Here is a 20482-nt window from a genome sequence, read left to right on the forward strand (position 1 = left end):
CCGCGGATGCTCCGTCGCGATAGCGCCGTACTGGAAAGGGCACGCGCCAAAGCAGGTTTTTCCCGCCCCGGCCTTCGCGCTTGATGCAGGGATATTAGGGAAATCCCTACATAAACGGGGCAGCCTACTAATTGAGCGGTCTCGGGGCGGCGTCTACCGTTTGCAGACCGGCCAGAGTGCCGGCCCACACAGATACAAAACGCATCGACGAGGAGAGTTCATGGGAATGCTGATCAGCATCGACAACGGAGGCACGTTGACCGATGCCTGCGTCATCGCCGACGGCAAGGTGTTTCATGCCAAGACCCTGACCACGCCGCACGACTTGACCCAGTGCTTCATCGAAGTGCTGCGCCAGATATCCAGGCGGGTCTACGGCGAGGCTCGGCTGGATACGCTGCTGGAGGAAGTGGATTACATCCGCTATTCGACTACCCAGGGTACCAATGCCGTGGTGCAGCGCAAGGGGCCCCGCTTGGGTCTTTTGCTGCCGGTGGGCCAGGACCGCAAGGCACTGGTGCGCAACCAGGCCGAGGACGAGCTGCTGCAGGCTCTGGTCGGCGACCGCATCGCCAAGCTGGACCTGTCGCTGAACGACGAGGCGCTGGAATCCGAGGTGATCTCTGCCATCAACGAGCTGATGTCGCGCGGTGCCAACCGCCTGGTGGTGAGCCTCGGCGGCGGCAAGCTGGTGGAGGACGAAAGCCGCATCAAGCGACTCGCCTTGCTGCGTTATCCGCGCCATCTGCTCGGCGCCGTGCCGATCCTTTACTCGCACCAGCTCTCGGACGATGCTGACGACGCCCGCCGCACCTGGAGCGGCCTGCTCAACGCCTTCCTGCACCCGGCGATGGAGCGCTTCCTCTACAACGCCGAGGGCGTGCTGCGCGAGCGGCGTGCCCGCAACCCTCTGTTGATCTTCTGCAACGACGGCACCTCCTCGCGCGTGGCCAAGACCATCGCGCTGAAGACCTGGGGCTCCGGTCCGCGCGGCGGGATGGAGGGCGCCAAAGCCCTGGCGCAGCACTACGGCCGCAAGACGGTGCTGACCATGGACATCGGCGGCACCACCACCGACATCGGCGTGGTCGAGGCCGGCACGGTGCGTGAAGACAGCCGCGGCCAGCTGGAGGACGTGCAGATATCCTTCCCGCTGTGCGAGGTAGAAAGCCTCGGCGCCGGCGGCAGCTCGGTATTCCGCGTCGTCGACGGCAAGCTGCGCGTCGGGCCGGAGAGCGTGGGCGGTGCACCCGGCCCGGCCTGTTTCGGCTACGGTGGCAAGGAGGCAACCATCACCGACGCTCTGTTGCTGCTCGGCATCCTCGACGGCGAGTCCTACTTCGGCGGTTCGCTCAAGCTCGATGCCGAGCGCGCCCGCACCGCTGTCATCGAGAATGTGGCCAAGCCGCTGAACCTGTCGCTGGACCAAGCGCTGGCGGAGATGGAGCACGCCTACGTCGACAAGATTGCGGCGGCGATGTCGCACCTGGGAGGCAAGCCGGAGGAGACCTCGCTGCTCGCCTTCGGCGGCGCCGGCCCGATGTCCGCCTGCAAGGTGGCGGAGCGGCTCGGCCTGCGCGAGATCATCGTGCCGCGCATGGCGGCGGTATTCAGCGCTTTCGGTATTGGCTTCAGCGACATCGCCCACGGCTACAACGCTGCGCTGGGCGATGCCAGCGTTAAGTCGCTCGGCGCCCTGCTGGAGCAACTCAACCAGCGCGCGCAACGCGACATGTATGCCGAGGGCTTCGACCTCGGCGACTGCACGGTGGAGAAGTCGTTGAGCTGGGCCGGCAAGGACGGTCAGATCACGGTGCACCGACTCAATGGCAAGGCCGAGCTGCCGGAAGGCGCGTACGAGGCCGCCGACCTGCGGGTACAGCTGCGCGCCACCAAAGAGATCCCGCACTTCCATCTCAGCGCGGTGGACACAAAGGCTGGCGTCCAGGCGCAGACCCGGCAAGCGCGCACCGTGCGCTTGGCCGACGACCCGGCCAAATCGGGGAATCTCACCGCTAAGGGTCTGCCGCTGTTCCGCCACGAGGAGCTGCAGCCGGGGCAGTGGGGCATGGGCCCGGCGATCGTGGAGGAGGAGTACTTCACCTGCTATGTCGCCAGCGGCTGGCGCTTCCTGGTCAACGACAACCGTGACCTAGTCCTGAACAAGCAAAGCGAGAAGAACTGAACATGAAAGTACCGATGACGGAGTATCTGGAGATTGACCTCGATCGCGAGCTGTGGCTGTGCCGTGTGTGCGGCCACGAAATCGGCCCGGCGCGAGGTCTGTACAAGGAGGGTCTGCTGGTCCACGCCCGCGACCCACGCGAGATCCACAAGCCGGTCCTCGACCCGGAGATGTACGAGTTCACCTTCGCGCCGGACCCGAGCTGGGTGCAGATCCTTGAGTACTACTGCCCGAGCTGCGCCACCATGGTGGAAGTCGAGTACCTGCCGCCCGGCCACCCACCGGTGCACGACATGGACTTCGACATCGACGCGCTCAAGGCGCAGTGGAAGACCCGCAAGCCGCTAACCGCCGGCGAGCTCGCCGGCCCCGACATGGCCCACTTTGCGCAACACACCCATTCGCGCAAGGAAAAGGCGCAACACCGGCACGGAGGGCACTAAGACCATGAAGCGCATTGCAGTGGACATCGGTGGCACTTTCACCGACTGCTTCTTCACCTGGGACGACCGCTACATCCAGTCCAAGGCTCTCACCACCCATCACAACCTCTCCGTCGGGTTCCGCGAGGCGCTGCAGAACGCCTGCCAGAAGGTCGGGCTCGACGTGCAGGAAGTGCTGTCGCAGGTCGACTCGGTACGCTATGCCACCACCCTGGGCACCAACGCGCTGATTGAGCGTAAGGGGCCGAAAGTTGCGCTGCTGGTCACCGCGGGCTACGAGAGCTCGGTACCGTTGTCGCGCGGCCGCGGCTACGGCGAAGGTCTGGACCACACGGACCAGTCCAACCTGCCGGCCGCCGACCGGCCCGACGCGCTGGTGCCGATCCCGATGATCGCCGCGGTGCGCGAGCGCATCGACGCGGTGGGCGATGTGGTCATGCCGCTGGACGAGAACGACTTGCGCGAGAAGATCCGCAAGTTGGTTGACCGCGGCGCCCAGGCTTTCGTCGTCGGCCTGGTCAACTCGGTCACCAACCCGGCGCACGAGCGGCGGGTGGAGGAGATTCTGCTCGAGGAATATCCCGAGCACATGCTCGGTGCTATGCCGGTGGTGCTGTCGCACAAGGTGGCGGGGCGCAAGGGTGAATACGTGCGCTGGTCTTCCTCGATCATAGATGCCTTCCTGCACGACGTGATGTACCACGGCCTCAGCTCGCTGGAGCTGAACCTGCGGGAGTCCAGCTACCAGCGGCCGATGCTGGTGATCCATAACTCCGGCGGCATGGCGCAGCTCAATTCCACCGACTCGCTGCAGACCATCCACTCCGGCCCGGTGGCCGGCGTCAGCGCCTCCGAGCACTTGGCGATGCAGGCCGATCTGGGCAATGTCATCTGCACCGACATGGGCGGCACAAGCTTCGACATCGGCCTGGTGGTGCAGGGCGGCGTCAAGCACTACGACTTCAACCCGGTGATCGAACGCTGGCTGGTCAGCGTGCCGATGATCCACCTGGTCACGCTCGGCGCCGGCGGCGGCTCGATCTGCCGCTACGACCGCCTGCACCACACGGTCCAGGTGGGCCCGACCAGCGCAGGCTCCAACCCCGGCCCGGCGTGCTATGACCGCGGCGGCCTCAATCCGACGGTGACCGACGCCGACCTGGTGCTCGGCTACCTGTCTTCTGAGCGCTATGCCGGCGGCAACATCAAGCTCAACCCGGCGCGCGCCAAGAACACGCTGGAGGAGAGCATCTGCGACGAGCTGAACTGCTCGCCGATCGAGGCGGCGATGATGGTCAAGCGCCGCGTCGACGCCAACATGGCCAACGGCATTTTCCAGGAGCTGCGCGCCCGCGGCTACGATCCACGCACCTTCACCATGCTGGCCTACGGCGGCAACGGTCCGCTGCACAGCTGTGGCATCGCCAACATCCTGGGCATCAACCGCATCCTGGTGCCCCCATTCTGCTCGGTGTTCTCGGCAGTGGGCGCGGGCAACATGCACCAACTGCACATCCACGAACGCTCGCTGTTCATGTACATCTACGACAGCACCTCGCGCAAGCTCCTGGCCGACTATGACCGCTTCAACACCATCGTCGAGGAGCTGGAGCAAGCCGGCCGGCAGGACCTGCTGCGCCAGGGCATGGCACGCGAGCAGATCAAACACCGCTTGGAGCTGGACATGCGATTCGGTAACCAATTGGTCCAGACCACGGTGGTGTCGCCGAGCTCGCGCATCCGCAGCATGGACGATGTAATGGCCCTGATCAAGCAGTTCTCCGCCGATTACGGTCACCGCTTCGGCAAGGGCAGCGAGGCGCCGGAAGCCGGCATTCGCATCAACACGGTGCGCGTGCTCAGCTATGTCGAGCTGGAGACGGTGCGCTTCGGCGACATCGCGCCTCGCGGGCAGAGCCGCAAGCCGCCAGCGCCGGTGGAGCGCCGCAAGTGCTGGTTCGTCGACCACAAGGAGCCGCTCGACACCGACGTCTACGAGATCGGGCAGCTGGAGCCCGGCCACGTGGTGCAAGCCCCGGCGGTGGTGATATCGCCGGTAACCACCTACCTGGTCGAGCCGGGCTGGCGCCTGGAGCTCGGCGAGCACGGCGCCGCCTGGTTCACCCGCATCGGAGTGGCCAACCCGCACGCGCGCAACGCTACCACCACCGTCGGCGAGTCCGTCGTCGCCTGACGACGCGTCCACCCTATATCGGAGTACATCATGGGAAAGTCAGAAAACATCGGCGATCAGAAGCGCGAGCAGGATCTGATCAATCAGTTCCTCGCCGACAACGTGCTGTTCCTCGGGCCCGACCCCGAGATCATGGAGAACCACGACATTGCCCCGCGCACCGACGCGGAAGACAAGGCGATGAAGAAGGAGAGCGACCCGGCCGTGTTGGCCCTGGTGCGCGATCGCCTGCAGGCGGGCTGCAACGAGACTTTCGAGATGCTCGAGCAGATGGGCGCGGCGCCGGGGGCCAAATGGGGTGACCTCATCACCGGCATCTTCACCCCCAGCGGCGACCTGGCCGTCGGCAGCACCGGTGGCGTGCTGCTATTCGCCTGCCTGGTGCATCACCCGATCAAGTTCATCAAGAAGTATTGGGAGAAAGAGCCAACCGTCGGCATCCGCGAAGGTGACGGTTTCATCCACAACGATGCCCGCTACGGCAATATTCACAACACCGACCAGAGCCTGATCATCCCGATCTTCCACGAGGGCAAGCTGGTAGCCTGGGCCGGCGCCACTGTGCATGAAGGCGAGAATGGCGCGATCGAGCCGGGCGGTATGCCATCGGCGGCGGAGCAGGTCTACGACGAAGGCCTGAAGATGTCGCCGTTCAAGGTGGTGGAGAACTACGAACTGAAGAAGGACCTGGTGACCTACCTGCAGAACTCGGTGCGCGAGCCGAAGCTGCAGTACGAGGACATGAAGGTCAAGCTGTTCGTGTGCCGCCGCCTGGAGCAGCGCGTAAAGGCGGCCATCGCCGAGTTCGGCGTGGACGCGGTGATCTCGTCCCTGCGCCGCGGCCTGGAGGATTCCAAGACCGAGGTGCAGCGCCGCCTCACCGAGTGGCCGGAGGGCAAGGTACGCACAGTGGTGATGGCGGACAGCACCCTGCGCGAGAACTGCCTGATCAAGATCAACCTAGAGATGGAGAAGAAGGGTGACGAGTTGGTGCTCGACTTCCGCGGTTCCAGCCCAGAGTTCGCCAACCGCTGCAACAACACGGTGCTGTCCTCGCTCAAGGGCATGCTGTGTCAGCTGTTCCTGATGTTCGTCTGGCCCGACCTGCCGCGCAACCAGGCGGTGTTTGCGCCGATCCGGGTGATCTGCGACCCGAAGTCGACGCTGCGCTCGTCCTACACGACGCCCAACGCCGAGAGCATGATGACGTTCTTCCCGGCGTTCACTGCGGCGCAGCTGTGCGTGGCCAAGTTCCTGTACAACACGCCGGCCAAGTTCACCAAGGTCATCGCGCCCTGGCACAACATGATCCGTACCTTCATCTGGGGCGGCATGACGCAGCACAACGAGATGGTGGGAAACCTTTGCGCAGACCTCAATGGCATGGGTGGTGGCGCCCGCGCCGACCGCGACGGCGAGCATGCCATCGCGCCGATCTTCGCCTCCATGGCCGACACCGGCGAGCAGGAGCTGAACGAGGAAGAGGTGCCGTTCATCCAGATCGTGTCGAAGAAGATCATGTGCGACAATCAGGCGTTCGGCAAATACCGCGGTGGCCAGGGCTACGAGATGATTGCCTCCAACCTGAAGAGCAACATGTGGGGCTTCATGGTCTGCTGCATTGGTTCCAAGGTCTCAAGCACGCCGGGTCTGTTCGGCGGCTATTCCTCGCCGACCTACCCGCTGTGCAAGGTCAAGGGTGTGGATACCTTCGAGATCATGAAGAGCCACCCGGAGAAGTGGGAGTTCTCCATCGTCGACATCATGAACAAGCAACCGTTCGAGGGCGCCAAGTACAGCACGCACCACATGGGCCTGCAGTTTGAGTTGTGCAACCGCGGCGAGTTGTACATGATCATGCAGGGCAGTGGCGGCGGCTATGGCGACGTGCTGGAGCGCGACCCTGACCTGGTGATCCGCGACATCGAGGAAAACCTGATCTCGCACGAGGCGGCGTGGCGCGTGTACAAGGCGGTTTTCAACCCGGAGACCCTGGTGCTGGATCGCGATGCGACACAGAAGGCGCGTGACGCCGAGCGCGCCGCCCGCAAGAAGCGCGGCGTGCCGTTCAAACAGTTCGTCAAGAGCTGGAGCAAGCCAGAGCCGCCTGCCAACATTCCGTACTATGGCTGCTGGGGCGAGGACTGCAGCACGATTTACGCCGGGCCTTTCGCCGGTGTGCCGCGCAAGGTGATGAGGGCCGACAACATCGAGGCGGTGTTCATGCCCAATCCCAAGGACGTGCGCATCGCTGAGCTGGAAGATCGCATCCGTACGCTTGAGGCCAAGGGCCGCGGCTGAGAAGAAGACTGTGGCCGGCCTGGCCGGGGCCGGCCACAGCGACGCGTCGCCCCAAGATGCAAACCGGCCGGAAGCGGAGCAGCGCCCAAGGAGCGATGCCGGCTATTCATCGACTACAGGCCGGTGTACGATCCTGAGACTAGAAAAAGGGCAGGCGTGGCTGTGGAGGACGGCGATGCCAAACAGGAATCCGTACATTGGGTTCGAGAAGGACCGCAGGCGCGTGCACAGCTTGTGGGAGCGGTTCAACTCGGGCGAGGTCGATGCGGCGGGACTGCACGACCCCTATTCGCGCCTGTTGGTGAACGAATGGCAGCGCTGCGCCCGCGACGGCGTCGACCCGACACGCCGTATCGGCGTCAGATGCGCCGACGAGGAGTTCCAGCGCCACCTCGAGGAAAACCGCCAGCTGGTCAGCATCGCCCGGCCCTACATCGATGGAGTCATTGAGCGCCTGCACGACGTACCGGGCATCGTGCTGCTGGCCGACCGCGACGGCGTGATCCTCCATATCGACGGGGACCACAGCGTGCGCCGCCTGGCTGAGGACCGCTCCGGGGTGGTGGAAGGCTCGCGCTGGCAAGAGTCGGTTGCGGGCACCAATGGCATGGGCTCGGCCCTGCTCAAGCGCCAGTCGGTGCACGTCTATTCCACCGAGCATTTCTGCGAGGGCTGGCACAGCTGGACTTGCGCCGCCACGCCGCTGCTGGACCCGGAGTTCGGCGACCCCATCGGCGTGATCGACTTCACCACCGTCGAGCGCGACTACCGCGAGCAGGCGCTGAACCTCACTACCTCGCTGGCGCGCTCGATCTCTACCCACGTCGGCGCCGAGATCAGTGCTGCGCGGCAGCAACTGGTGCGGCGCTACGAAACGCTGTGCTCGCGCTACCGCGCCGAGCAGCTGGTGCTGGTGGACGACCGCGGCCGGCTAATCCGCACCGGCCGTGGCCAGGAGCAGGATTTCAATTCCAGTCCCGAGGCGCTGCGGCTATGCGCCGACGCCATCCCGATCCATAACGGCGGCCGCCGGCTTGGCACCGCCTACGTCCTCGGCAGCGACCTGACGCGGCCGGCGTCAGCCAGCCGCGCGCGCCGCAGCGCAGCAATGCCGCAGCGCCCGGCGCCTGCTCCGCCGCGGTTGCCGTGCGCGGCGCCGCGTGGCGGAGCGTCGCCGTCGGGCACCGAGGCCGACCCTGAGCAGCTGCTGCGGGCAACCGCCGACTATCAAGTCATCTTCGACAACGCCATCGTCGGCATCTGCTACAGCATCGACCGCGTCATCATGCGCTGCAACCGCCGCTTCGAGCAGATGTTCGGCTACGAACCCGGCGAGCTGGACAACAAGGAGTTCTTGCAGATTTACCCTTCCGAGTCCGACTTCCTGCGCATCGGCAAATCGGTCTACCGCTACTTCCATACCCATCGCATCTACTCCGATGAGCGCCTGATGCGGCGCAAGAACGGCCAGCTGTTCTGGTGCGCAGTGTCGGGCAAGCGGCTCGACCCGCCGGGGCAGTCGCCGCGCACCGCAATTTGGATCTTGCAGGATGTATCGCGCCGCAAGGACGCCGAGGAGGCCCTGCAGCGCGCCCACCAGCGCCTTGAAGCCCTGGTGCAGGAGCGCACCTCCGAGGTGCGCAAGAAGAACGAGGCGTTGAAGCAGGAGATCGCCCGCCGCAAGCGCATCGAAGAGAAGCTGCGCGAGAGCCAGAAGCGCTATCGCGTGCTGTTCGAGACCTCGCCCGTGGGCATGCTGGTCACGGACATGAAGGGCGACGTGGTCGAGGTCAACAAGGCGATGGCACGGATGATCCCCAAGGCCGAGCTCTCCGCCTGCATCAAGGGCGCGAAGAACGCCCGCGTATCGATGATCCACCCCGACGGCAGCGTGATGCGCCGCAACGACCTGCCCGATGCCCGCGCCCTGCGCGAGAATCGTACCATCCCAGAGTTCGAAGTCGGCATGCGCAACGCCGAAGGGGCGGTGCGCTGGTTCAACGTCACCAGCGCGCCGATCCCGGTCAAGTCCTTCGGCGCGGTGGTGGCGCACCGCGAGACCACCGAGACCAAGCGCCTGGAGGAGCAGGAGCGCATCAAGCGCCTGGAGCTGGCACGCGCCTCGCGCGTCAACACCTTAGGCGAGATGGCGGCGGCGATGGCGCATGAGCTGGGCCAGCCGCTCAGCTCGGTGGTCAACTACCTCTCCGGCTGCCGCCTGCGGCTGGAGGCTGGAGACTACGACCGCGAAGCCGTCTACGACACCCTCTCGCAGGCGCTGTACTACGCCGAGCAGGCCGGCGACATCATCAAGCACATCCGCCAGTTCGTGCGACGCCACGAACCGAACAAAGTGATGTGCGATCTCAATGCAGTGATTTGCGAGGTGGTGCGCTTCATGGATATTGAGCGGCGCCAGATCGGCGGCACCATCGAGCTAACGCTCTCCACTTTCCTGCCGCCGCTGATGCTCGATCCGCTGGAGATCAAGCAGCTGATGGTCAACCTGATCAAGAACGGCCTGGAGGCGATGACGGGGATGCCAGAGGGTCATCGCATCCTCGGCGTCAGCACCCGCGCGCGCGGCCGCAAGTGGGTCGAGGTGGCGGTGGCCGACCGCGGCCACGGCGTCACGGCGGACGATGCCAAGAGTATCTTCAATCCTTTCTTCTCGACCAAGAACAACGGTCTGGGGCTGGGTCTGGTGATCTGCCGCTCCATCGTCGAGTCGCACGGCGGCAAGATCACGGTGGGTGCCAATACCCATCGCGGCGCCACCTTCAGCTTCAATCTGCCACAGATGGCGACGGACCATGACCAACGATGACGAAACGGTGTTTATCGTCGACGACGAAGAGCCGGTGCGGCGCTCGCTCAAGTATCTGCTGGAGTCGGTCAAGCTGCGCGTGGAGGCCTTCGAGTCGGCTGAGTCCCTGCTCAAGAAGCTGACTCCCACCGCGCACGGCTGCATCGTGCTCGACGTGCGCATGCCTGGCATCGGCGGCCCGGAGCTGATGGACCACCTCAACCAGGTCGGCCTGACCATTCCCATCATCTTCCTCTCCGCCCACGGCGACGTACCGCTGGCGGTGCGCGCCATGCGTGGCGGCGCCATCGACTTCCTGCAGAAACCGCCCAACAGTCAGGTGTTCCTCGAGTGTGTGCGCCGTGCCCTGGCCTCGGACCGCCAGGCGCGGCGAGACCGCGCGGAGACAGCGGTAGTCACCGAGCGCTTGTCTGCGCTCACCGATCGCGAGCGCGAGGTGCTGGAGCGCCTGGTTGCCGGCCAAGGCAACAAGGCCATCGCGCGCGACCTGGACGTGAGCTACAAGACCGTCGAGGCGCACCGCGCGCGCGTGATGCGTAAAATGCAGGTGTCCAACTATCCCGCCCTGGTGCACCTGATCCTCAACGCGCGCCGAGGCGTTGGAGCCAAGTAGAGCTGACGGTAGGCGCCGCCCCCGCTGCGGCAATAAGCCCCCTGCAAAAAAAACCGGAGAACGGCGAGTCCTTACGGCCTTGCGCATCCTTGCGCGCGCTATTTCCGGCATTTTCCCTCCATGTTTCTCCCGTGCGCAGTACCCGGCCGGAATAGGGGAATTCCCTAATTGCTTGCGGCATTTCACTACGCACAGGTTCCAAATTCCGCAGTGTCCATGGCGAAGCCGAACGACCTCAGTCGACATCTTCCTAATTGACCCTTCCGGCGGTGCGCCGATACTTCAAGCGACGCTGTGAGGGCGAGAAAAGACACCTGTAGCGGCGCAGCCGCAAGGTGCGAATCCGCACACTGCCCCGCTGGCTGAATTACATAAACCTGGAACAGGTGCTGGTACTGGAGGACACATGCGCATCAAAAAGTACGATTTCAACTACGGCCGCCGAGCGCTCATGGAGAAAGCTGCCAAGGGAGTCTTCGCCACAGGCGTGCTGACGCCGCTGTGGCCCTTGATTGCCAGAGGCGACAACTTGGCCAAGGCCTATCCCGACGAACTGGTATCGATCGAAGCCTATACCAAGGGCAAGGTCAAGCCTGGTGACGCGATCACCGCCGACAACGTCGACGTCGTCAAAGATCTGCTCGATCCGATCGCCTATCAGCAAGTGAAGACCATGGGGCGACGGATCATCATCGTGCCGCCAACCACGGATATCACCAAGATGTTCAATCACGATTTTCTCGAGGCCACGCTGAAGAACAAGGGCAAGTCCAAGTTCGACGCGACCGGCAACGTGGTCTACGAGGACGGTGGGCCTTGGCGCGGTGGCACGCCGTTCCCCGATCCCAAGGACGGCAAGGAGGCGCTATTCAACATCACCCTGAGCTGGGGGCGTCACGACTATTCGCTCTACGCCATTCGCGACTGGGATATCCAGCCCAGCGGCGACGAGGCCTACCACTATGATTTCGTCTGGGCCGAACTGAACACCACCGCACGCGCCGACGGTCAGGTGTTCAACGGCATGAAGGATATGCTGCGCCTTCAATCGGTTTGGTTCACCTCCCCGCAGGACACGGCCGGCACCTCGTTCCTGTCGCAGTGGTACTACGACCAGCGCAAGTTCCCGGAGTTGTACGGCTACCTGCCGGCATTCAAGCGCGTGCGTCAGTTCCCCACCAACCAGCGCTTCGAGCCGCTAGTGCCGGGCATCACGTTTTTCCTCTCCGATGCCTGGTCTTCCGGCGATCCACTGCTGACCTGGGGCAATTTCAAGACCATCGGCCGCCAGCCGATGCTCGGGGCCATCAGCCAAAACTGGAAGGGCAGTTTGCCGAACTGGGAGCGGCCGCGGCATGGTGGCGGCAAGGGCAAAACCTTCCTCGACACTTACATGGAGTTGATTCCGGAGTGCATCGTGGTCGAGGCCGAGCCGGTGGGCTATCCCCGCGCGCCGGTGAGCAAGAAGCGGGTATGGATCGACGTGCGCAACAACATGTACGTGTCGAGCATCACATACGACCGCCGCGGCGAGGTGTGGAAGTCGTTCGAAACCGGCTCCGGTCAGTTCGTCGACGGCAATGCCGTATTCAAGGACACCTCCGGCCACCCGGCTTGGTCCTGGACGCACGTGCTGGTGCACGACATCCAGTCCAACCGCATGAGCATCCTCGCTCACGTACGCGAGGTGAAGGGCGGCTACCAGACCACGTTCAACATGGATGGCGATGTAGTCAATAAGTTCTTCACGGTGCAGGCGATGCAGCGCCTCGGCGCTGCCTGATGGAAGGTCCGGGTGCGGCAGGTTGCCGCCGCGCCCGGATCATCTCCGGTCCGCTGCGGCGGACCGTTACGCACGGCCCTGCCTTGCAGCTTGAGCACGAAGAGCCCCACCGGCGAGGGCCGGCGCAAGAGGGTGGCTTTTGGGCCCGAGGCAGGCTGGCCATCGACGACCTGACGCCTGGTTCCCGAGGATTTCATGCTTTCATTTCGCTACCGCATCGCCAGCTGGACCATGCACCACCGCAGGGTGGTGGCGGCGGTGTTCGCGCTGACTACGCTCGGTTTCGCTGGCGGCCTGCGTAACGTCGAGCTCAAGACCATTTTCTCCGACCTGCTGCCGAAGGACGATCCGTTTGTGCAGGTGTTCAAGGATCATCCGAACTTCGGCAATCCGCTTACCGTCACGCTGATGGTCAAACGCAAAGACGGTGACATCTACAACGCCGAGACCTTGAGCAAGGTTTGGCAGATTACCCGCGACATCGATCTGGCGCCGGGCGTGGATCACGACCAGATCCTGTCCATCGCCACCGAGAAGGCGCGCTATGCCGAGGCCACGCCCTTCGGCGTGGATGTTAAGCCACTGATGGAGGACCACGCTCCATCCACACTGGAGGAGATCGCGGATTTCCGCGCGCGTGTGGACAAGTCGCCGAATGCACGCGTATTCCTGATCTCCGGCGATGCCACGGCTACCCTGATCAATGCAACGTTCATTGAGCAGCACCTGGACTACGGCGAGGCTTTCAAGTACGTGCATGCCCTGGTGCAGAAGTACAGCGACGCGCACCACGACGTCTACCTGGCCGGCCAGCCCGCGCTGACGGGTTGGGTCTACGAGTACGAGTCACAGATGTTCACCATCTTCGCAGTAACTCTGGGCGCCTTGGTCTTGTCCTTGGCGTTCTACATGCGCAACGTGGTCGGCATCGTCACGCCCATCGTCACCAGCCTGGTGGCGGCGATCTGGGGCTTCGGCTTCGTCGGCTGGCTCAAGTCGCCGATCGAGCCGCTGCTGATGGTGGTGCCGCTGCTGCTGGTGGCGCGCTCCTTCTCGCATTGCGTGCAGTTCACCGAACGCTACTACGAGATCTACTCGCACGTGAAAGATCGGGTGAAGGCGGCGGAGATCACCATGGGCGTGATGATGGCGCCGTCGGTGCTGGGCATCTTCACCGATATCGTCGGCATCTTCCTCATCGCCATCGCGCCGATCCCGGCGATGGAGCGCTTCGCCCTGTTCTGCGGCTTCTGGGCGATCTGGCTGATTCCCACCGGCGTGATCCTGATCTCGCTGTTGCTGGCCTTCCTGCCGGCACCCAGGAATGTCGACAAGCTGATCGGCCGCGGCGGAGACAGCGGCGTGCATCGCATCATCAAGGCGGTGCTGCGCAGCGTCGCCCGACTCAGCTACGGCAAACCGGCGCGCATCACCGCCGCAGTGGTGGTATTAGCCGGCGCCTTCGCCGTCTACAGTGCGCTACAGATCAAGATCGGTAACCCGGTGGAAGGCAGCAACCTGCTGTGGGACAAGTCCGAGTTCAACACCGCGGTTCGGCAGATCAACCGTCATTTCCCCGGGGTCAACACCCTGGAGATCGTCTTCGAAGGCAAGGGATCTGGAGACGGCGACCGCGTCATGCACCAGGCCGACACGGTGCTGACCATGCAGAAGCTGCAGAGCCTGATCGAACACTCGCCGGCGCCGCCCCGCGCCACCCTGTCCTTTGCCGACTACCTGATGGAGGGCAACCGCCTGTTTTCCGGGGGAGATCCGCGCTGGATGCCCCTGGACCCCACCGACACCGGCGTCAACGCTGCGGCGCAGGCAATCATGCTCGGTAGCAGTGCCAAAGCCTTCTCCAACGTAGTCGACTTCGAGCAGGTCAACGGCACCGTCTCTCTGTGGTTCAAGGACAACAAGCAAGACACGGTCGACGCCGCGCTGGCCAATGCCCGCCGCGCCGTGGAGCAGGTACAGATCGACCACAAGAATTTCCGCATCCGTCTTGGCACCGGCACCATCGCTCTGCAGCAGGCCATGAACAATGTCGTGCACGAGTATCACTGGGTCATCATCGGCCTGCTCAACCTGGTGATCCTGCTTGGCTGCAGCTTCGCCTACCGGTCCTTTGTCGCCGGGTTCATCCTGCTGATCCCGGTGAACCTGGCCAACTTCATCATCCAGGCCTCGATGCACCTGATGCACATCGGCCTGGACATCAACTCGCTGATGGTTGCTGCCATCGGTGTGGGCGTGGGCATCGACTATGGCATCTACCTGCTGTCACGCATCTGTGAGGAATACCACGGCCAGGATCGCGACTGGGGCAGGACCCTCACCGCCTCACTCACTACCACCGGCAAGGCGATCCTGTTCACCGCCACCATCATGTTCATCGGCATCTTGCCTTGGTACTTCCTGTCCGCGCTCAAATTCATGGCCGACATGGGCCTGCTGCTGGTGTTGACCATGCTGATCAACATGGTGCTGGCATTGGTGGTACTGCCGCTGCTGGTTTTCCTGTTCAAGCCCTCCTTCGTTGGCCGCAAGGACCTGCTGGTGGGGGAAGGTGTGGACCTGTCCGCCTTCACCGCTTCCGAGCCTGAGTTGGCGGACGCATTGTGACGCACTCCTATCGGAACATGCTTATGCCTACGCCTCCTTCCGAGCCAACGCGTCCGCCGGGCCGCCCGCCGACGCCAGCGCCGACCCGCCGGCGCCCATCGCGGCCAATGCTGCTGGCGCTGTGCCTCGGTCTGCTCTCCGCTGGCGCCGCAGCCGAGCTCGCGCCGCCGCTGCTACCGGTGGTAAGCGGCACGATACACGAGGCGATGTACGGCATCGCCGCCCACGGCGATGCCATGATCGCCGTGGGCGCAAGCGGCATGATCTTGGAGAGTGGCGACGCAGGGCAGAGTTGGAAGGCCGCCACTGGCGTGCCTACGTCGCTGGCCCTATTGGGCGTGGCCATAGCCAATGGGCATGCCGTCGCTGTCGGCCAGGTCGGCACGGTACTGGTAATGGATCAGCGCGGCAACTGGATCAAGGCCGACAGCGGCACCGATGCACGCCTGTTCGGCATCGGCGTCAATGATGCAGGCCGCGCTGTCGCGGTGGGCGGCTTCGGCACCGCCATCAAATCCGAGGACGGCGGCCGCACCTGGAGTTCCATTTCGCCTGATTGGAAGACCATCACCGCCACCGGCGAGCAGCCGCATCTCTACGGCGCCGCGGTGGACCAAGCCGGCGTCATCACCGTGGCCGGTGAGTTTGGCCTGATCCTGCGCAGCAGCGACGGTGGCATCAGTTGGAAGCAGCTGCATAAAGGCGACGCCTCGCTATTCGCGCTGGACCTGCATGACTCGGCCGTGGGCTTTGCCGTGGGGCAGAACGGAACCATCTTGCGCAGCAGCGACGGCGGTGCCACCTGGGCGCAGGTGGACAGCGGCAGCAGCGCCATCTTGCTCGGTGTGCGCGCGATTGGCGGCGGGCGTGTCGTCGTCACCGCCATGCGCGACTTGCTCGAGAGCCGCGACGACGGCCGCAGCTGGCACGACATCGCGCACGGCGAGGCCAGTACATCGTGGTACCAGGGTATAGCGCCCGCCCCGCAGCAGCAGGAGGCGTTTGCGGTGGGGCATTCCGGCCAGATCATCCGCGTTGGCAACTGAGGAGCTGAAAACCTCACGCGGCCACAAGTAGACAGTGCGAATCGAGAGGGGAGAATGCAGATGAACAAGGTGCTTTTAAGAAAAATCGCGCGGCTCTGTGCCGGCCTACTGGCAGCAGGTGCGCTCGCCGTCTGGGCGCCGCCCGCGGCGGCCCAGGATGCCTCAAGCGTTGACGCCAGCAGCACACCGCCTGTAGGGGGCGATTCCGGCGGTGGCGGCTTCGGTGGCCTGTTCAAGGACTTCGACATCAGCTTCGGCGGCTTTCTGCGCCTCGAGACGGCCTTCTCCACCGGCTATGAGAACCCCAACAACGAGCGTGGTGACCCGTACAACGGCGTCAGTGTGCACCGAGTGCCGGGGGTGCCAACGCCGGGTATCCCGCTCACCGCCTTCGTCGTTCCCAATCCGCTACTGGCCACCGACGTGGTGCGGCCACTGGCACCGTCCAACAACATGTTCAACTACCACACGGTGCGCGGAGAACTCGAGGCGGGCATCAAGATCAACTCCAACCTCAACTTCATCTTCCGCGCGCGCGCTCTGGTCGAGCCGGGCCACTACAGCGACTTCAACGGGGCCTCGCTCACCGGCACCAACGAGGGGGGCATCACCGGCGGCGACCCGGCCCTGTACGGCGGCGCGCCGAACTACTTCCAGTACCGAGTGGACGGCGACAAGCATCCCAACCCGCTGGAAATCGCCGGCCCGAACTACCTGTTGTATTTCCCGGTAGCGATCCTCAACTACACCAACGGCCCCCTCAACATCCGCGTCGGCAACCAGCAGATCGCCTGGGGCCAGATGATCTTCTTCCGCATTTTCGACACGCCGGACGGCCTGGATCTGCGCCGCCACTTGGTGCTGGGCAAGGCTACGGAGGAATATTCCGACTCGCGCGTGCCGGCGCCGGCGATACGCATCGGCTACCAGATCACCGACTCGATCCTGGTCGATACCTTCGCCGAGAAGTTCCAGCCGACGATGTACCCCAATCCCAATACGCCGTACAACGTCATTCCCTCGCAGTTCACGGTGCACGACCGCTATTTCGAGGGCAACTACGAGAACAAGATCAACTACGGCATGCGCCTGACCGCCGACTTTGGCCAGTACAGCGCCGGCCTGATGTACGTGCGCCGCTACAACCCCGACGGTATCTTCCGCTGGACCAAATCCAACGTGAACAAGGATTTCCCCATCGTCAGTTCCACCGGCGGCGTCAACACCCTGGGTGTGGTGGAGAACACCTTGGCTCTCGCGGCGCTGACCAACTCCGGCTCCAGGTTGGCGCAGACGCCAGTGGAAGTGGCACCGGGCGGTGTCTACTCTGCCGATGAGTGGTTCCATTATGCCGCGCAGGTGCGCCTCAACGGCATTGGGGCTCTGAACTCGCTGATCAACGATTTCGAGCCGGCCACCGGCCTCCTGCTGGCCGATCCGGTGACCACCTACTCGGCGGCGCACAACGAACTGGATACGTTTTTCACTGCGGCCGGCGATAGCCTGCGTGGCCATATCGCACGCGACTATTTCCGGGAGGACGACATTGGCCTGAACTTCGGTTATGTCACCGAGGCCGAGCCGGGCTCGATCTTCGACCAGATCCTGGTGCACCTGGAAGCGAGCTACACGCCGAACCGCACCTACACACCGATAGACCTCGGGCAAAACCCGCTGCGCCAACATGAGTGGACGGTTGGCCTGGTGGCGGAGAAATACCAGCGTTTCTCCGAGGCCTTTCCGGCGACCTATATGGTGTTCCAGGCCCTGCACAAGACCAAGAGCGACTTGTTCGGCCGCTCGCTTCAGGGCTATGGCGGCACCGACACCACAGCCGCGCCGGGCGTGGCCGGCGGCGCGAACTACTTCGTGCTGGCCGGCATCCAGCCATTCCCAGCCTCGATTTACGAGGCCTACGCTGCGATTCTGGCCGACCCGCGCGGCGGCGTTCTGGCCCAGCCGGGCCTGCGTTGGAAGCCGCGCGGCGACATTACGGTGGAGGGCTTCTATACCTATATCAATGGCCACCTGGGCAACCCCAATCGCAATGCGCTGTCAACGCTGGATTTCGCCGATGAGTTCAGCCTGCGCCTGACCTACCAGTTCTGATGATCGGCGCCGACATCCGCAAGTTCCGCAGGTCTGCCACCGATCCGTCTGGACCGGTGGCAGCAGCGACCTAGGCCGGTACGCATGCGCATCCGCCGTTACGACCGCGGCTACAGCCGCCGTGCTTTCCTGGCGCAGGTGGGGCGGGGCGCCGCCGCGACAGGCGTGCTGATGCCGCTGTGGCAGGCAATCGCCGACAGTGGCAGTGTGGCCAAGGCCTACCCGGACGAGTTGCTGTCAATCGAGGAGTACAGCAAGGGCAAGCTCAAGCCTGGCGACATGATCGACGCCGGCAACGTCGAGCTGGTTAAGGACTTGCTGGAGCCGATCAAGTACCTGCAGGTGGCCAAGCTAGGGCGCAAGCTCAAGCTGGTCAGCACCACCACCGACATCATGCGGCTCAGTCCCTGGGAGTACATTGAGGCGACGCTGCGCAACAAGGGGCTGGCCCGTTTCGACGCCCGCGGCAATGTCGTCACCGCCGATGGCAAGCCCTGGATCGGCGGCAATCCCTTTCCCGCAGCGTCCAATGCGGTGGAGCTATTCGCAGGGCTGACCCTGAGCTGGGGCCGGCACGATGCCTCCTTCTACGCGATCAAGGAGGAAGACGTGTCGCCGGAAGGAGAGGTGCTGTTCCACTACGAACTGGGCTGGACCGAGCTGTCGCCGGTGGCGCGGGTACGCATGGAGCCGCGCCCGTACTGGCCGGGCAAGGAAAACAAGCTGCGCTTCCAGTCGGTGTTCTTCCAGGTACCGGAGAACGTCAAGGGCACCTCCTTTCTCAACGTCTGGGACTATGACCAGAGCACCTTTCCCGAGCTGTACGGCTACGTGCCGGCGTTCAAGCGCATCCGCCAGTTTCCCACCGACCAGCGCTTCGAGCCGCTGATCCCGGGATCGACCTTGTACCTGTCCGATGCCTGGGCCGCCGGCGACCCGCTCTACACCTGGGGCAACTATCGCATCGTTAGCCGTGGTCCGATGCTCTCCGGCGTCTCCGGTGGCTGGAACCCGGAGCACCCCAACTGGGAGCACAAGACCCATGGTGGCCCCAAGGGCAACACCTTCTGGGATACCGAGGTGGAACTGGTGCCGGAGACAATCGTGGTTGATGCTGAACCAGTGAAATTCCCGCGTGCGCCGGTATCCAAGAAACGCGTCTGGTTCGACGCACGCACCGGCTTGCCCATTGCCATGGTCTCCTACGATCGGCGCGGCGAGCCCTACCGCTCCTTCGACGGCGCCTATGCGTTGTACGAGCGCGATGGCAAATCCTTCATGGATGGGGCCCATCCTTACTGGTCCTGGGGCCACGTCCACTGCTTCGACAGCCAGACTGGGCGCATGACTCGCCTGCAGCAGGTGCGCGGCATCAGCGGCGGGCACAGCACCCGGGCCAACGATCCCGGGCTGTATGAGCAATATCTGACCACCAGTGCCCTAATGCGCCTGGGCAGCGCCTAGCCTGACCCGGCGCAGCTCACAAGAAGAAGGAAAAAATCATGTCTCACGCCGTTATTGATTACAGGAACTTGTTTGCGCTTGATCGCAAGGTCGCTCTTGTCAGCGGCGGTAGCCGTGGCATCGGCGAGGAGATCGTGCGTGCCCTGGCTTCAGCCGGCGCCTCAGTGATGTTGACGGACATCCTGGCGGACGAGGGCCACGCTCTGGCGAAAGACCTGCGCGGCCGCGGGCTGCGCGCGGAGTTCATGCGGCAGGATGTTGCTGACGAGGTGCAATGGGAGATGGCGGTGGCCGCCGTCGTGGCAAAATTCGGTGGGCTCGACATCCTAGTCAACAATGCTGGAATCGAGAAGCAGAGCCTGATCGCCGATCTGTGCTTCGAGGATCTGCAGAAGGTGCTCGACATCAACATCTCCGGGGTGTTGCTGGGTTGCAAGCACGCAGTGCGGGCGATGCGCCCCGGTGGAATCGCCGGCAAGGGCGGTTCGATCATCAACATCTCGTCCATTGCCGGCCTCGGCGGCATCCCCGCCTTGAGTGCTTACACAGCCTCGAAGGGCGCGGTGCGGCTACTGACCAAGTCGGTTGCAGTGGAATGCGCCCAGCTGCGCACTGCTATCCGCTGCAACTCGATCCACCCCGGGCTGATCGATACGCAGATGGCCGCGCGCTTCCTGCAGGGTTTCGTCGACCTGAAGCTGGCCGAATCGGTGCAGGCATCGAAGGAGGCTTTCCTCAACCAAGTGCCGATGGGGGAGCTGGGCCGGCCGCAGGACATTGCGGCGGCGGTGGTCTATCTGGCTTCCGACGCCGCACGCTACGTCACTGGCGCAGAATTGCATGTGGACGGCGGCTATTACGCGATGTAATCACCTGGGGAGATGAAATC

12 protein-coding genes are annotated in these 20482 nt (G+C 64.0%); all 12 read left to right on the forward strand.

All coding sequences use genetic code 11. The annotated features are described in order from the left end of the window. Nucleotides 1–220 precede the first annotated feature (220 nt). The 12 genes from BP26_RS0112005 (at nt 221) to BP26_RS0112060 (ending at nt 20462) form a co-directional block, all read left to right on the forward strand. Complete coding sequence (locus tag BP26_RS0112005; protein WP_029920825.1) at nt 221–2185, forward strand: hydantoinase/oxoprolinase family protein; 1965 nt, start codon at nt 221–223, stop codon at nt 2183–2185. Nucleotides 2186–2187: 2 nt separating this feature from the next. Then, nucleotides 2188–2628, forward strand: coding sequence for an acetone carboxylase subunit gamma (locus BP26_RS0112010; RefSeq protein ID WP_036516735.1), 441 nt, complete (start codon nt 2188–2190; stop codon nt 2626–2628). A 4-nt stretch (nt 2629–2632) separates the two neighbouring features. Then, a complete protein-coding gene (locus BP26_RS0112015) occupies nt 2633–4822 on the forward strand; it encodes a hydantoinase/oxoprolinase family protein (protein ID WP_051748893.1) in 2190 nt (729 codons plus the stop codon). 30 nt (nt 4823–4852) lie between these two features. Further along, the gene (locus BP26_RS0112020) at nt 4853–7123 is read left to right on the forward strand and encodes a hydantoinase B/oxoprolinase family protein (RefSeq protein ID WP_051748894.1); all 2271 of its coding nucleotides are present in this window, start codon (nt 4853–4855) and stop codon (nt 7121–7123) included. Nucleotides 7124–7298: 175 nt separating this feature from the next. Then, complete coding sequence (locus tag BP26_RS27585; RefSeq protein ID WP_084183030.1) at nt 7299–9950, forward strand: PAS domain S-box protein; 2652 nt, start codon at nt 7299–7301, stop codon at nt 9948–9950. Next, nucleotides 9937–10563 carry a response regulator transcription factor gene (locus BP26_RS0112030; RefSeq protein ID WP_029920830.1) on the forward strand — a complete coding sequence of 209 codons (627 nt, stop codon included), beginning with the start codon at nt 9937–9939 and terminating at the stop codon, nt 10561–10563. Before BP26_RS27585 ends, BP26_RS0112030 begins: the two co-directional genes overlap by 14 nt. Before the next feature lie 406 nt (nt 10564–10969). After that, the gene (locus tag BP26_RS0112035) at nt 10970–12346 is read left to right on the forward strand and encodes a DUF1329 domain-containing protein (protein WP_029920831.1); all 1377 of its coding nucleotides are present in this window, start codon (nt 10970–10972) and stop codon (nt 12344–12346) included. Nucleotides 12347–12541: 195 nt separating this feature from the next. Next, nucleotides 12542–14974 carry an efflux RND transporter permease subunit gene (locus BP26_RS0112040; RefSeq protein ID WP_029920832.1) on the forward strand — a complete coding sequence of 811 codons (2433 nt, stop codon included), beginning with the start codon at nt 12542–12544 and terminating at the stop codon, nt 14972–14974. Nucleotides 14975–15081: 107 nt separating this feature from the next. After that, nucleotides 15082–16020: a WD40/YVTN/BNR-like repeat-containing protein gene (locus BP26_RS0112045; RefSeq protein ID WP_051748896.1), complete on the forward strand. Its 939-nt coding sequence runs from the start codon at nt 15082–15084 to the stop codon at nt 16018–16020. A 60-nt stretch (nt 16021–16080) separates the two neighbouring features. Next, nucleotides 16081–18129: a DUF1302 family protein gene (locus BP26_RS0112050; protein WP_051748897.1), complete on the forward strand. Its 2049-nt coding sequence runs from the start codon at nt 16081–16083 to the stop codon at nt 18127–18129. A gap of 84 nt (nt 18130–18213) precedes the next feature. Continuing rightward, entirely contained in the window at nt 18214–19593 is a 1380-nt protein-coding gene (locus BP26_RS0112055; RefSeq protein ID WP_029920835.1) for a DUF1329 domain-containing protein, read from the forward strand. Between the two features lie 38 nt (nt 19594–19631). After that, nucleotides 19632–20462: a glucose 1-dehydrogenase gene (locus BP26_RS0112060; protein ID WP_029920836.1), complete on the forward strand. Its 831-nt coding sequence runs from the start codon at nt 19632–19634 to the stop codon at nt 20460–20462. Nucleotides 20463–20482: the final 20 nt, after the last annotated feature.

Origin of the sequence: Nevskia soli DSM 19509 (assembly GCF_000711955.1) — a bacterium.
Classification (GTDB): Bacteria; Pseudomonadota; Gammaproteobacteria; order Nevskiales; family Nevskiaceae; genus Nevskia; species Nevskia soli.